The sequence below is a fragment of the Larkinella arboricola genome (assembly GCF_003259745.1).
Lineage (GTDB): Bacteria > Bacteroidota > Bacteroidia > Cytophagales > Spirosomataceae > Larkinella > Larkinella arboricola.
Genome location: NZ_QLMC01000004.1, coordinates 170,454 through 184,425, shown reverse-complemented (window position 1 = coordinate 184,425; position 13,972 = coordinate 170,454). Strand labels below are relative to the sequence as shown.

General features: G+C 51.9%; 13 protein-coding genes. 12 read left to right on the top strand and 1 reads right to left on the bottom strand.

The genetic code is table 11. The annotated features are described in order from the left end of the window. The first annotated feature begins 13 nt into the window (after nucleotides 1-13). Nucleotides 14-772, top strand: coding sequence for a 4'-phosphopantetheinyl transferase family protein (locus LX87_RS16520; protein WP_170139378.1), 759 nt, complete (start codon nucleotides 14-16; stop codon nucleotides 770-772). A gap of 4 nt (nucleotides 773-776) precedes the next feature. Here the strand turns inward: LX87_RS16520 and LX87_RS16515 are convergent, their stop codons facing one another. Next, the gene (locus tag LX87_RS16515; protein ID WP_111629376.1) at nucleotides 777-2,558 is read right to left on the bottom strand and encodes an ABC transporter ATP-binding protein; all 1,782 of its coding nucleotides are present in this window, start codon (nucleotides 2,556-2,558) and stop codon (nucleotides 777-779) included. A 330-nt stretch (nucleotides 2,559-2,888) separates the two neighbouring features. On the opposite strand from LX87_RS16515, the gene nusB reads away from it, so the two are divergent. The 11 genes from nusB (at nucleotide 2,889) to LX87_RS16455 (ending at nucleotide 13,798) form a co-directional block, all read left to right on the top strand. After that, nucleotides 2,889-4,064 (top strand): transcription antitermination factor NusB, encoded by a 1,176-nt coding sequence (gene nusB, locus LX87_RS16505; RefSeq protein ID WP_229310697.1) that lies wholly within the window; start codon nucleotides 2,889-2,891, stop codon nucleotides 4,062-4,064. A 48-nt stretch (nucleotides 4,065-4,112) separates the two neighbouring features. Beyond that, nucleotides 4,113-4,415 (top strand): YtxH domain-containing protein, encoded by a 303-nt coding sequence (locus tag LX87_RS16500; protein WP_111629865.1) that lies wholly within the window; start codon nucleotides 4,113-4,115, stop codon nucleotides 4,413-4,415. Nucleotides 4,416-4,474: 59 nt separating this feature from the next. Next, nucleotides 4,475-4,915 carry a DUF1573 domain-containing protein gene (locus LX87_RS16495; RefSeq protein WP_111629374.1) on the top strand — a complete coding sequence of 147 codons (441 nt, stop codon included), beginning with the start codon at nucleotides 4,475-4,477 and terminating at the stop codon, nucleotides 4,913-4,915. A 55-nt stretch (nucleotides 4,916-4,970) separates the two neighbouring features. Continuing rightward, on the top strand, nucleotides 4,971-5,288 hold the full coding sequence (gene yajC / locus LX87_RS16490; protein WP_170139377.1) for a preprotein translocase subunit YajC: 318 nt from the start codon (nucleotides 4,971-4,973) through the stop codon (nucleotides 5,286-5,288). A 100-nt stretch (nucleotides 5,289-5,388) separates the two neighbouring features. Next, entirely contained in the window at nucleotides 5,389-6,171 is a 783-nt protein-coding gene (locus LX87_RS16485; protein WP_111629372.1) for a YbbR-like domain-containing protein, read from the top strand. Continuing rightward, nucleotides 6,168-6,788: a dephospho-CoA kinase gene (coaE, locus tag LX87_RS16480; protein ID WP_111629371.1), complete on the top strand. Its 621-nt coding sequence runs from the start codon at nucleotides 6,168-6,170 to the stop codon at nucleotides 6,786-6,788. Before LX87_RS16485 ends, coaE begins: the two co-directional genes overlap by 4 nt. A 115-nt stretch (nucleotides 6,789-6,903) precedes the next feature. Continuing rightward, the gene (locus LX87_RS16475; protein WP_111629370.1) at nucleotides 6,904-8,556 is read left to right on the top strand and encodes an amidase; all 1,653 of its coding nucleotides are present in this window, start codon (nucleotides 6,904-6,906) and stop codon (nucleotides 8,554-8,556) included. A 30-nt stretch (nucleotides 8,557-8,586) separates the two neighbouring features. Further along, nucleotides 8,587-9,153 carry a pentapeptide repeat-containing protein gene (locus LX87_RS16470; protein ID WP_111629369.1) on the top strand — a complete coding sequence of 189 codons (567 nt, stop codon included), beginning with the start codon at nucleotides 8,587-8,589 and terminating at the stop codon, nucleotides 9,151-9,153. Nucleotides 9,154-9,229: 76 nt separating this feature from the next. Beyond that, a complete protein-coding gene (locus tag LX87_RS16465; RefSeq protein WP_111629368.1) occupies nucleotides 9,230-11,446 on the top strand; it encodes a S9 family peptidase in 2,217 nt (738 codons plus the stop codon). 152 nt (nucleotides 11,447-11,598) lie between these two features. After that, entirely contained in the window at nucleotides 11,599-12,915 is a 1,317-nt protein-coding gene (locus tag LX87_RS16460) for an NCS2 family permease (RefSeq protein ID WP_111629367.1), read from the top strand. A gap of 64 nt (nucleotides 12,916-12,979) precedes the next feature. After that, nucleotides 12,980-13,798, top strand: coding sequence for a 5'-methylthioadenosine/adenosylhomocysteine nucleosidase (locus LX87_RS16455; protein ID WP_111629366.1), 819 nt, complete (start codon nucleotides 12,980-12,982; stop codon nucleotides 13,796-13,798). The last annotated feature ends 174 nt before the right edge of the window (nucleotides 13,799-13,972 follow it).

Sequence of the window (13,972 nt, the reverse complement as noted above, 5' to 3'; positions counted from 1 at the left end):
GCCTTTTGACGATATGCGTTCTACCTACGTTGTATACAACACGCTTCCGGCCGTAACCTGGAGCCAGTCCTGGGAACGTCGGTCGTCGTCCGATCTGATTATCTTCCGAATCGAGCTGGTGCGGTTTACGGCTTATATCCCTGTTTTTTCGGCCTGGCTATCGACCGATGAGCAGCACCGCGCACAACGGTATTTCCACGAAAAAGACCGGAATCGATTTCTGGTAACCCGGGGCCTCCTGCGGCTTCTTTTGGGACAGTGTATTCATCAGAAACCGTCCGAAATTCAATTTGTAACCCACGGTAAAAAACCGGGGCTCCCGGCAGGCTGCAACTGGCACTACAATGTCTCGCATTCCGGCGACTGGGCCCTCATTGCCGTCAGTACACACCCTGTTGGAATCGACATTGAAAAAATAGACAGTGATTTCCGGTTTCAGGATATTGTTCCCGAGGTATTTAGCCCGGACGAGCAACGTTACCTTCAGAAGCATTCCGCAGCCCGGACGCTGTTTTACCGCCTGTGGACCCGCAAGGAAGCTCTGGTGAAAGCAACCGGACAGGGGATTGATGACTACTTTAAGGAAATTCCATCGCTGGATGGCACGCACGAAGTAGAAGGTTGCGTGCTGGGCCACACCGACCGCTGGACTGTCAGTAGCTTTTCGGTAACGGAAGGCTACACAGCTGCCGTGGCGTATGAATCGGCGGCTCCACTCCCCCGCTTTGTTGAATTCACGCCGGAGCTGATACCGATTCCCAGACCCGTCTGAACGGTTACACTTCCTCGGTTTGCAACTGCTTTTCGTAGAGTTCGCGGTATACCCCGTTGGCCGCCAGCAGGTTTTCGTGCGTTCCCTGCTCCACCACTTTGCCTTCGTCGAGCACGATGATTTTGTCCGCCAGTTTGGCCGACGAAACCCGGTGGGAAATAACCACGGACGTACGGTTTTCCATGATCCGGTGCAGGTTATTCAGAATAATGTTTTCGGTGTTGGTATCCACCGCCGACAAACAGTCGTCCAGAATCAGGATTTTAGGATCGCGGGCAATGGCGCGGGCGATGGAAAGCCGTTGTTTCTGTCCACCCGATAAGGTTACTCCCCGTTCGCCAATCCGGGTTTCGAACTGTTCAGGAAAACCAAGGATATTCTGGTACAAATCCGCATCTTTCACGGCCTGCTCCACTTTCTCCTGCGGGAGTTCCGGCATACCGAATCGAACGTTGTTGCTGATGGTTTCGGAGAACAGAAACACTTCCTGCGGCACGTAGCCCATTTGTCGACGAATCGTGGTCAGGCTATAATCTTTCAGCGGAATACCGTCGATCAGAATTTCGCCCTCCGTGGGGTCGTACATCCGCGTAATCAGGTTTGCCAGTGTGCTCTTGCCCGAACCGGTCGTTCCTAAAATGGCCACGGTTTCGCCCGCCTTGACGTGCAGATTGAAATTTTTAATGGCGGTAATGCCCGAATCCGGGTACACAAACCGGATGTTCCGGAATTCGATTTCCCCCTGAATAGAGCGTTCCAGCGATTTTTCGGAAACCAGATTGGTTTGAACAGCCAGAAACTCGTTGATGCGTTGCTGGGAAGCAGCCGCCCGCTGGGTCTGGCTGGTGGTCCAGCCGAGAGCCATTACCGGCCAGGTCAGCATGTTAACGTACAGGATAAACTCCATGATGTTACCCGGCGTCAGCCGCCCGGTCAGAATCTCCTGCCCGCCGACGTACACCACCAGGACGTTGCTCAGCCCGACAAGCAGCATAATCAGCGGAAAAAACAACGAGTCTACCCGCGTCAGTTGCAGCGATTTAAACTTGTAAACGTCGCTTTCCACGGTAAAGCGGGTGGACGAGTTTTCTTCCCGCACAAACGCTTTGAGCACCCGAATCCCCGAAAACGCTTCCTGAACAAAGGTAGAGAGCTTCGAAAGGCTCTGCTGAATTTCCTCCGAGCGTTTGATAATGATGGTATTTACAATATAAATGGCAACCGAAAGCAGGGGCAACGGCAGCAGCACATACAGACTCAGCCGGACGTTAATTGACACCATATAGCTGATTACCAGCACAAAGAGCGTAATCAGGTTCAGTCCATACATGATTGAGGGGCCGACGTACATCCGCACTTTGCTGACGTCTTCCGAGATTCGGGCCATCAGATCCCCGGTGTTTTGCTGGCGGAAAAAGCTCAGCGGCAACGTCTGATAGTGCTGGTAAATCTCGTTTTTCAGATCGTATTCGATGTGCCGCGACATGACAATCAGCGTCTGCCGCACCAGAAACAGGAAAAACCCTTTCAGCAGGGCCATCGCCAGAATCAGCAAACCATACAGCAGAATGCTATACGCGAACACATCGTAAAGGTTACTTTGCAGCCGGTTTCCGTTGTAGAGAAAGTAAATATCGAGCGTCTCCTTTACCAAATCGAGCGAATACCGAACCAACTGGGCCGGAATAATACCGAACAGGTTCGAAATAATCGTGAAAGCGGTTCCCCAGATGAGGTACCATTTGTATTTCAACAAATACTTATTGAGATGGGAAAGTGCTTTCACAAATCAGGAGACGTCTTTCAATGAAACAAATTGCGGTTCTGGCAGGGTAACAGCAAACCGGGCGGAAAGGTTGCAATAGAGAAAAGAGAGAATGCACCAAAAACCGGTGATGTTTTTCCACCGGGCCGGGTTCGGGCGCCAATGCAGCAGATAATCCCGTTCTGCCAGTCGTCTGCCCAGACGCGTAAACAACCCGACTGCGGCTCTGTGAACCCAGTGGGGTTATCCTTTTGTTTCCCTTTCCCTTTTCTCCATATTTTCCGTACTTTTGTACCCAATTATCAATATTTCGAAATATCGAACCCAGTTCTTTGTTTCTTGCCGGATAGCATGTTAAACAGACGCTTATTGCGGATTAAAGTCATGCAGGCTTTTTACGCCCTGCGACAATCCGAATTATCGAGTCGACAATTAGCCGTCGATGCCATTACCGAAACGTTTCAGCCCGACCTGAACTCCATGGAGGTGCAGAACCTCCAGCAACTGGAAGGGTTCCGCCGGTTGGCAACGGTATTGTTTGAGGAAGGACTGACGAAGGGAACACCGTCAGAGGAAGAGGATATCCCGCGCAATGTACTGATTGCGGCCAATCAGGCGCTGGCCGAGTACCGCAACAGCCAGACCCGGGAACGGCACCGCGTATTTCAGTCGCTGCTCGAAGATGTTCGGATGCTGGACAATTCGCTCATCCGCCTGCTGACGCTGCTGCTTGAACTGGCGCACGTTGCGCAGGTTGACCGGGAACGGATCCGCCGGTATGAAAACGTCGACGCCCGGCACATTGCAAAAGAGTCGAGCCTGGATCGCAACCGGATTATTCAGGCCCTGCGGGAACACAAGCCGCTGGACGTGGAAACAATTCGCCGGAAAATTGACTGGAGTGATGATCCGCAGATGATTCGCTCCATTTACAACGACATCCTGAAAGAAGATGAGTTGTACCGCGCTTATTGCGAAAAGGCCGAGCACACCGCCGACGAAGATCAGCAACTGGTGCAGCACATTCTGCGCAACGTTTTACTGAAACAGGACCCGGCCAAAAACTATTTCGAAGAAACCGACCTGAGTTGGGCCGAGAATGGTGAGCTGGTCCGGAGTATGGCCATCAAAACGCTAAAGTCCGTCCAGAGCCCCGAAGGGCTGAAGCTTACGGAGCTGACCGACGATTGGGAGGAAGACCGCCTGTTTCTGGAAACGCTGTATAAAAAGGCGTTGGAAAATGATGCCGAATATGAAGCACTGCTGGCCGAGCAACTGAAAAACTGGGATGTCGAACGGGTGGCCCAATTGGATAAAATCATTCTGAAACTGGCACTGGCGGAGTTGCTGAATTTTCCGAATATTCCGGTTAAGGTAACCATCAACGAGTATATTGAACTGGCAAAACAGTACAGTACACCAAAAAGTGGCAAATTCGTCAACGGTATTCTGGATAGTTTGTCGGAAAAATTGAAAAGCACCGGACAACTCCGCAAAAGTGGCCGGGGCTTATTGGACAATAAGTAAGTTTTTCAGTTGTTTGATTACCTGAACAACTGCCAACAAAACAAAACCATGAGCAAAACAAGCCAAACCTTGATAGCTTTTGTAGCGGGCTGCGCAACCGGAGCCGTACTAGGATTACTTTACGCACCCGAAAAAGGAGCCGTCACCCGCGACCGGATGACCTACCGCCTGTCGAAATACCGCGAACAACTCAGCGACCTGCTGGAAAACGTTCTGAATTCGAATGCCTTACCCGAAAGCTTTGCAAAAGTGGAAGGCCAGCGGGTAGTAAACGACGCGCGCGAAAAAGCCGAAAAACTGCTGGAGGACGTTGACCGTCTGATGGCGCAAATCAAACAGCAGGGTTCCTAGTTCAATAAAAAAGTCGGGGAGGCTTTACTCCCCGGCAACCTGATCGTTTCAAAACAGCCATGAAAAATTTTGCCATCGGTTTGTTGCTCCTTCTTGGCGTAACAGCCTGCAATCAGACTCAGAAAGGTTCGAATAACGAATTGTCGGACAAAATGCCGAAAATGGTTTTCGCCGACAAAGGGGTTTATGACTTCGGTGAAATTACGGAAGGTGATACCGTAGTCCGTAACTTCAAATTCAAAAACGAAGGCGAATTTCCGCTGATTATCAACAACATTAACACTTCCTGCGGTTGCACAACCCCTGAGTGGCCCAAGCAACCCATCGAACCCGGCAAGGAAGCGTCAATTAAAGTGATGTTTAATAGCCAGGGCAAACTGGGAGTACAAAACAAAACCGTTACCGTTTACGCCAACACTGATCCGGCTTATTCGGAATTGGCCTTCCGGGTTATGGTCAACCCGCGGGCAGATTCAAACCGTACCAGTGCCGTTCAGTAAGCCGTTTTTGCTACCCTAATCCATTAGATTTACATTTTAACTTCTCGTTGTCGACATGACTTTCCTTTCTGTTTTACTACAGGCACCGGCTGGCTCACCCAATTCCATGGTCTGGAACATCGTTCTGTGGGTCGGTATTTTTGTTGTTTTCTACTTTTTTATGATTCGCCCGCAACAGAAAAAGCAGAAGGATCAGAAAAGCTTCATCGAAAACCTGAAAAAAGGCGACAATGTGGTAACCATCGGCGGATTACACGGAAAAGTCTATTCAGTAGAAGGCACGACCATTACGCTGGAATTAGATAAAGGTCTGAAACTGACTTTCGAAAAAACCGCCATTTCCCGCGAAGCGTCTTCCAAACTACCGTCATAATCAGCATGATGAAGGAGTGATGATGAACGATGAATGGGTTACTCCGGTATAAGTAGTTCATCGTTCATCCGTCATAACGCATCGTTCTTTCTATTGTCTCGTGTCGTTAACGACTACTCAACCCCGTCCCATTCGACTGCCGACGCTGATTCTGTGTCTGCTGGCGGCTGCCCTTATCTGGCTGCTCAATGCCCTCAACAAGAATAACTACACGGTAAACGTACAATACCCGATCGAATTCATTTACGACCAGAAACGCTACGTTCCGACTTCTCCTTTGCCCAAAACGCTTACCGTCAACATTACCGGCAACGGCTGGAAGCTTTTCCGAAAAACCTGGTTACCATTTCGGTCGCAACCCATTCGTTACCCAATCGACCGGCCCCTGCAAACCAAATTCATCAATACGGCTTCGCTGGCGGCTGCTTTAACCGAACACGCCAAAGATGTACGGGTCAATTTTGTCGCGGGTGATACCCTGGCCCTGAATTTTGACCTGCTGGCGGTTCAGGAAGTGCCGGTGAAGGTTGACAGCGCCGGAATTGATCTGGCCGACCGCATGGTGGTGTCGAGTCTGATCAACGTGTCGCCCCAAACCATCCGGTTTGAAGGTCCGGCCCGGTTGCTGCGAGCGGTGCCTGATACCATTAAAGTAAAAATACCGGCCCGACGGCTGGCCCTCAGTTACGACGAAGAACTGCGCCTGCCTATTCCGCGCCATCCGCTTATTCGGGCCAGTACCGATCAGGTAGCCGTCAGTTTCGAGGTGGCCGAATTGTTGCAGCCTCTACCGGTTACACCGGCTCCCGAACCCGCCAAACCGCAGGAAGAAACCAAGCCAGCAAAGACTACCAAAAAGGCTAAATCAACGCATCGAAAATGAGCGTCGCGCCGGAAAAACCGTTACTGATTGGCGTCACCGGCGGTATTGGCTCCGGTAAAAGTACCGTTTGCCGTATTTTTGAAGCTTTCGGCATTCCGGTTTATTACGCCGATGAACGCGCCAAATGGCTGGTTGATCACGATGCCATTCTGAAAGCCGACGTTACCCGCCTGCTTGGCCCGGAAGCCTACGATCCGATTGGCCGTTATAACCGAACCTGGGTCGCTGCTCAGGTATTTGGTAAACCGGAGTTGCTGCTGCAACTAAACGCGCTGATTCACCCGCGGGTATATGCCGATACCGCGCATTGGGCTACGGAACATGCTCATAAACCGTATGTTGTCAAGGAAGCGGCTTTACTGCGGACGGCGGGGGAAGACGGCAATAACCTCGACAAACTGATTGTGGTGCAGTCGCCCCTGGAACTTCGCATTCAGCGCATCAAAAAACGTGACCCACACCGCACCGAAGAGGAAATCCAGAACATCATCAGTCGGCAGATCAGCGACGAAGAACGTATTCAAATGGCCGATTACGTGGTTTATAACGACGAAACGCAATTGCTGGTCCCGCAGGTTGTACACCTTCACAAGCTCTTTTCCGAGTCGGAATTATAATTGACCGTTTTTACGTACCGACGGCATTTAGTCCGTATTTTAGGCAAGACTTACCCGATCTATACACTTAAGGACGGACAGCGGCCTGCGTGGCTCTGCTGCCCGGTGCGTACCTATGAAAAAACTTCTCCTCCCAGCGGCCTGTCTTTTTAGTTTTCTGGCGGGCGCCTTCATCACAGACAACGATCCGAAGAAACCGCTTACTACCAACATCGTCGATGCGGCCTCCACCATATTTGGCCTGGAATTCAGTACAACCGAACGGGATTCGATGCTGGAAAACCTCACGAATTACCGTAACAATTACGAAGCGCTGCGGAAAGTCGAACTGACCAACGATGTTGCTCCCGCACTCTATTTTAACCCGTTACCGCACGGTTTCAAACTGCCCCAGGGAGCCTCGTCGTTTAAGGCCAGTCCCGTCGGGAAAGTGACACTCCCCGCCAACCGGAACGACCTGGCCTTTTATTCGGTAGCCCAACTGGGCGAACTGCTCAAAACCCGCCAGATTACGTCCGTCGAACTGACCAGATTCTTTCTGGAACGGCTGAAAACCTACAACGAAAAGCTGCTGTGTGTCGTCACGCTGACGGATGAACTGGCGTTAAAGCAGGCCCGGCAGGCCGATGACGAAATCAGGGCCGGAAAATACCGGGGTCCGCTGCACGGCATTCCGTATGGAGCCAAAGACCTGTTTGCCCGCAAAGGCTACAAAACCACCTGGGGTTCGGTGCCTTACAAAAATCAAACACTAGACTACGACGCCACCATCATTCAGCGGCTCGAAAAAGCCGGAGCGATTCTGTGCGCCAAGCTGACAATGGGCGAACTGGCGATGGGCGATGTCTGGTTTGGCGGCAAAACCCGCAACCCCTGGGACCCTGCCACCGGCTCCAGCGGTTCGTCGGCGGGCTCGGGGTCGAGTGTTTCGGCGGGGTTGCTGCCATTTGCCATCGGTACGGAAACACTGGGATCAATCGTATCGCCCTCGACGGTGAACGGGGTTACGGGCTTGCGGCCCACGTATGGCCGGGTAAGCCGGTATGGTGCGATGGCGTTAAGCTGGTCGATGGACAAAATTGGCCCGATGTGCCGCTCGGTGGAAGACTGCGCCCTGGTTTTCAACGCAATTTATGGTCCGGACGGCCACGATCCGACGGTGTTTGCGGCCCCCTTCCGATACGCTCCTCTAGCATCCCTTAAAGGCGTGAAAATTGGTTACCTGAAAAAAGCCTTTGACGAAGACCACCCAACGAAAGCAGACGATCTGGCTGCCCTGGAAACGCTTCGGAAACTTGGCGCGACGCTAATCCCGTTCGAGCTGCCCGACATTCCGGTGGGGCGGATGAATATGATTCTGAGCGCCGAAGCCGCGGCTGCGTTCGATGAACTGACGCGTTCGGGCAAAGACGACGAACTGGTTCGGCAGGTCCGGGGTGCCTGGCCGAACACCTTCCGGTCGGCGCGGTTTATTCCGGCTGTCGAATACATTCAGGCCAACCGCATTCGAACCAGACTAATCAACGAGATGGCGAAGACGATGAAGGGTTTTGATGTGTATATCACCCCGACTTTTGGCAACCCCAACCTCACACTGACCAACCTGACCGGCCATCCGTGCGTAGCGCTCCCGAACGGTTTTACTGCCAAAGGACTGCCCACCAGCATTACCTTTATGGGCCAATTGTTTGATGAAGGTCGCCTGCTGGCCGTTGCCAAAGTGTACCAGGATGCTACGGCTTTTCACAAAAAGCACCCGACGCTCTAATACCGTATTTTTCACCCACCAAAACCAGAAATGGAGTATTACAATCAGGTCTTTGACCCATCCAGTGAGGTTCCGGACTCGTGGACCAATCAAACGTTCGAACAATGTACGTTCAAAAACCTGGATTTAACCGATGCCGTGCTTATTCAGTCGAACTTCATCAATTGCCGCTTCGAAAATTGTGATCTTACGAAAGTTCCGTTTAAAAACGCGAGACTTGACGACGTATCGTTTGCGGATTGCAAACTGAATTCCGTTGATTTTGGCCTGTGCAACCCCTTCGGTTTCCACGCTAACTTCCGGAATTGCCAACTCAACAACACGGTTTTCCTGAACCGTAAACTGAAAAAAGCGCGGTTCATTGAGTGTTCGCTGAAGTCCGCTCAATTCCTGAAATGCGATCTGGCCGGAACGCAGTTTAAGGAGTGCAATTTCGATTCAGCCCGGTTTGAGGATAACACACTCACCCAGGTGGATTTTTCCAGTTCCTACAACCTGGAGCTGGACCCGGACACGAATCGAGTCAAAAAAGCCCGGTTCTCATTGCATAACCTGCCCGGCCTTCTGACCAAACACGATCTGGTTATCATCAGCTAACCATCGGGGCAAGACGCGGTTGCGTCCGATTTTTTGTTATTTTTGAAGACACTTCATACGTTAAGAACTTGGTTTTATGCTTCGTACTCATTCTTTATACGGGTTACTTTTCCTTCTTTTTATCCAGATTCCGGGATTTTCCCAGCAAAAACAACGCTTTCAGAACTTGCAGCAGGCCCTGGCCTCAACCGGGCGGTTAGCGGGCTCGCAGGGGCCGGCCAGCGTCAACTGGATTGATGGTGGCACCCGGTTTTCGTTTATCGACAAGGGCGTTATTAAATCATTTTCGCCCAAAGACGGGCGGGAGGAAGTGGTTTTTGACGGTAGTAAACTGACCTTTCCCGGCACCGATAAGTCGTTTGCCTACGAATCGTTCCAGTGGTCGAAAGATTCTAAAAACCTGTTTTTTCAGACTAATTTCCGCCCGGTCTGGCGTCGTTCCGGTATCTCGGATTATTACGTGTATTCCGTTGCAGACAAAAGTCTGAAACTAGTCGCGAAAGATGCGCAGACCGCCGAACTATCGCCCGATGGAACAAAAGTAGGCTACGAACGGGACGGTAATCTGTTTGTCTTTGACTTTGCCAGCCAGAAAGAAACGCAGCTCACCAGCGATGCCGCGCCGTACTTCTACAACGGACGGTTTGGCTGGGCCTACGAAGAAGAATTTGGTCTGGCGCAGGCCTGGGAATGGTCGCCCGACAGTAAGTTCATTGCCTACTGGCAAATTGACGAGCGGCAGGTACCGATCTACGCCATGACCGACTACAAAGGCTTCGACGAGAACTTTGTCAAGCTCCCCTACCCGCGCGTTGGCGACAAAAATCCGACGGCCCGCATCGGCGTTGTCGAACTGGCTAACAACAAATCGCAGTGGATGAATGTGGAGTTGGGCGACGGATATATTCCGCGGATTTACTGGACCGCGCAGGAGGGTCAACTGGCGGTTGTACACCTGAATCGGAAGCAGAATCACCTCAGGTTATTTCTGACCAACGCCCGCACCGGGGAAGCCAGACAGATCATGGAGGAGAAAAACAACGCCTGGATTGACGTGTTCGACTTCTTTGCCGGAATCATGCATTACTTCTATTTTCCGGCCAATTCGCGGGAGTTCTTCTGGGTTTCGGAGCGCGACGGTTTTGCCCATATTTACCGTTACGACTATACCGGCAAGCTGCTGAATCAGGTCACAAAAGGCAATTGGGAAGTGGTTTTTGTGTACAACGTCGATGCTAAAAACAGGAAGATTTATTACACCTCCACGCAACAGTCTCCGCTGGACCGGCAGTTGTATGTAGTTGATTTCGACGGCAAAAATACCCGCAAACTAACCCAGGCACCTGGTCGGCACAAAATAGATTTTGCCCCGAATAGCCAGTATTACATCGATAATTATTCGAACACCACCACGCCCACGCGCGTCGAACTCTGGGACACCAAAGGCAAGATGCTTAAAACGCTCGAAGCCAACACCAGCGTCACGCAATTTCTGGATACCTACGCCTACAGCCCCAAGGAGCTTTCGAGTTTCACGACATCCGACGGCCAGAAAATCGACATTTCGATTATAAAACCGCTGGATTTCGACGCGAATAAAAAGTACCCGGTAGTGCTGGATATTTACGGCGGACCGGGCGCACAATCGGTTTACAACGATTTCAGCATTACCGGCTGGCACCAGTTTCTGGCACAACAGGGCTACGCGGTCGTCAGCGTTAATAACCGGGGAAGCGGAGGGTACGGCTATCAATTCGAGAAGATCGTCTACGAAAAACTGGGTTTGTACGAAAGCCGTGATTTTGCAGAAACCGCCAAATACCTGGCAACCCAGTCGTGGGTGGATGGCGGCCGGATCGTCATTCGGGGCCATAGCTACGGCGGTTACATGAGCAGTTACACCATGCTGACGCACCCCGGCGTATTCAAGGTGTCGCTTGTGGGCGCTCCCGTTACTGACTGGCGGCTCTATGATAGCATTTATACGGAACGGTATATGGGCCTGCTGCCCGAAAACGAAGCCCACTACCAGAAAAGCGCGGTTTCGCCCAACGCCAAAAACCTGCAAGGCAAGATGTTTATCGCTCACTCGACGATGGACGAAAATGTACACATCCGGAATACCATGCAGCTGATGAACGCCCTGGAAGACGCCGGAAAAGACGCCGACCTGCGCATTTATCCTCCCGGAGCCCACGGTGTTGCCTACAACAGCACGAGTTCGCTCCTGCTCTATCAGCAGTACACCGATTATCTGGAAAAGCATTTGAAGAATACTACCACAGCGAATTAGCGGTTCTGATTTTCAGGCAGCGATTACTGGCTCAGGCCCCCGGTCCGGTCTTTCCGGTTCGGGGGCTTTTTGGGGAAATAATTGAACGAATGCAAGTTAGCGGTTGTGTAGCCGTCGGGAATCCGTATTTTCGGATTTAGATCCGAATCCCGATGCAAACCAGCCTGCCCACTTCTTCTACCCGCACGGAAATCCTGGCGGGAATTTCCTCATTTCTGGCAACGATGTACATCATCGTGGTGAATCCATCAATTCTAAGTCAGGCCGGGCTACCATTCAGCGGGGTTCTGACGGCTACGGTTTTGCTGTCGTTCGGATGTAGTGTGCTCATGGGTCTGTATGCCCGGAACCCGCTGGTTGTTGCGCCCGGCATGGGTCTGAATGCTTTTTTTACGTTTACCGCCGTCAAAGGCATGGGGATTCGGCCTGAAGTCGCCCTGGGGGCGGTTTTCTGGGCGGGCATTCTGTTTCTAATTTTATCGGTTTTCAACGTTCGCTCGGCCATTGTCAAAATTATCCCCAAACCGCTGCGGTACGCCATTTCGGCAGGAATCGGCCTTTTTATTACCCTGATCGGTTTCGAAAATGCACGGTTTATCGTCGGCAATCCGGCTACGCTCGTCAGCATTGCCAGCCTGAAAGATCCGGTTATCCTGACCTTTATTTTTGGACTGCTTATAACGTGCATTCTTGTCACGCGCAACTTCCCGGGTGCCATCATCATCGGTATTGCCCTAACAACATTGGCGGCTTTGCCCATTGGCCGGTGGTGGGGCGATGCCTCAGCCGTAAATTTCGGAGCAAAAACGCTGGTTAGCTTTCAGGGTATTCTGGCGACACCGGACTTTAGTCTGATCGGCAAACTCGACTTCGTCAATTCGCTGCAATGGGCACTCTGGCCGGTTATTTTTGCCTTCGTATTCACGGATTTGTTCGATAGCCTGTCCACCTTCGTAGGCGTAGCTGAAGCGGCTAATCTTTACGACGAAGACGGTAATCCGCGCAACCTGAACCGCTCGCTGACGGTCGATGCCGTGGCAACCGCCGTAGCGGGGCTCCTCGGCACCAGTCCGGGCACGTCCTACGTCGAATCGGCGGTGGGCGTTGCGCAGGGTGGACGCACCGGTCTGACGGCCATTGTTGCCGGGGCTCTGTTTCTGCCGTTCCTGTTTCTATCGCCCCTGCTGTCGGTGGTTCCGGCCATTGCCACCGCCCCGGCGTTGGTGCTGGTCGGGTCCTTCATGATGAAACCCGTCACCCGCATCAACTGGGACCAACTGGACGATGCCTTACCGGCTTTTCTGGCCCTGGTTCTGATTCCGTTCAGCTATTCCATCACGCAGGGCATCATCTGGGGCTTTCTGACCTGGACGGTGGTAAAATTGGCGCTTGGTAAATCCCACGAAGTTCCCATTGGCCTGCTCATCGTTGATGCCTTCTGCATTCTGGCCCTGTTTTCCGGTCATTAAATATGCCCCGGTTGACGGCTCTATTTTATCGTAAAATTCATTTCCAATGCAACCTGACAACTTGATGTTAAAACGCTTACTAATCTCCTTCGTTCTTTTTCTCAGTACAGTTTCAGCTTACGCCCAGCACTATAAGCCCCAGCCTATTACGGCGCTGCTCGGCGCGTTTGACGAAGAGGTAAAACTGGTCCAGCAATCACTGAAAAATCCGAAAACGCATACCCTCAACGGCATCCGGTTTATGACCGGCCAAATCAACGGACATGAAGTGGTGGTAGCCGAAACCGGCATTGGTAAAGTTAATGCGGCTATGACAACGGCTTTTGTGCTGGCCCATTTCAAACCGCAACGGGTTTTGTTTACGGGCATCGCGGGCGGTGTCAATGCCGACCTCCAGCCCGGCGACATCGTTATTGCCCGGCAAACGGCGCACCACGATTATCGTTCGATTACCTTTGAACAACAGCCAACGAATCAGACCCGCAACGCGATCACGAAACAAATGAATCCGACGTACTTTCCCGCCGATTCGGCCATGATGCTGACGGCGCAGGAAGCGATCAAAACCGTTTCTTTTGAACGTATTCCGGTGACATCGCGCCCGCCCACCGTTGTTGTCGGCACCGTCGTAACGGGCGATCAGTTTATTTCTTCGGAGGAGAAAGTAGCCAGTCTCTGGTCAGAATTCCGGGCCGATGCTACCGAGATGGAGGGAGCCGCCGTCGCACAGGTTTGCTACCAGCAGCAAGTACCCTGTCTGGTCATCCGGAGCCTGAGCGACAAAGCCAATTCAAACGCCCGGCAGGATATGCTGACGTTTTTCCGGATTGCCGCCCGGAATTCAGCCAATCTGGTGATGGCCATTGTGGGGCGGTTGAAATGAATTTGATTCAGGACGCCCCTCCGGAGCTTGATTGAATTGGCGGCCATGACTTCTATGAACAGAAAATCCCTCCGGGATTATAAACAGACACCAAAACCGGTTACGTTGTGATAAAACCTGATTTTTATCGTTTGACTTACCCCGGAGGGGTTTTCTGCTAATAGAAAAATACAA

Bases quoted from the DNA above. Each gene is read 5' to 3' on its own strand.
- LX87_RS16520 (WP_170139378.1), top strand. From the start codon at position 14: ATGCGTTCTACCTACGTTGTATACAACACGCTTCCGGCCGTAACCTGG.
- nusB (WP_229310697.1), top strand. From the start codon at position 2,889: ATGTTAAACAGACGCTTATTGCGGATTAAAGTCATGCAGGCTTTTTAC.
- LX87_RS16500 (WP_111629865.1), top strand. From the start codon at position 4,113: ATGAGCAAAACAAGCCAAACCTTGATAGCTTTTGTAGCGGGCTGCGCA.
- LX87_RS16495 (WP_111629374.1), top strand. From the start codon at position 4,475: ATGAAAAATTTTGCCATCGGTTTGTTGCTCCTTCTTGGCGTAACAGCC.
- yajC (WP_170139377.1), top strand. From the start codon at position 4,971: ATGACTTTCCTTTCTGTTTTACTACAGGCACCGGCTGGCTCACCCAAT.
- coaE (WP_111629371.1), top strand. From the start codon at position 6,168: ATGAGCGTCGCGCCGGAAAAACCGTTACTGATTGGCGTCACCGGCGGT.
- LX87_RS16475 (WP_111629370.1), top strand. From the start codon at position 6,904: ATGAAAAAACTTCTCCTCCCAGCGGCCTGTCTTTTTAGTTTTCTGGCG.
- LX87_RS16470 (WP_111629369.1), top strand. From the start codon at position 8,587: ATGGAGTATTACAATCAGGTCTTTGACCCATCCAGTGAGGTTCCGGAC.
- LX87_RS16465 (WP_111629368.1), top strand. From the start codon at position 9,230: ATGCTTCGTACTCATTCTTTATACGGGTTACTTTTCCTTCTTTTTATC.
- LX87_RS16460 (WP_111629367.1), top strand. From the start codon at position 11,599: ATGCAAACCAGCCTGCCCACTTCTTCTACCCGCACGGAAATCCTGGCG.
- LX87_RS16455 (WP_111629366.1), top strand. From the start codon at position 12,980: ATGTTAAAACGCTTACTAATCTCCTTCGTTCTTTTTCTCAGTACAGTT.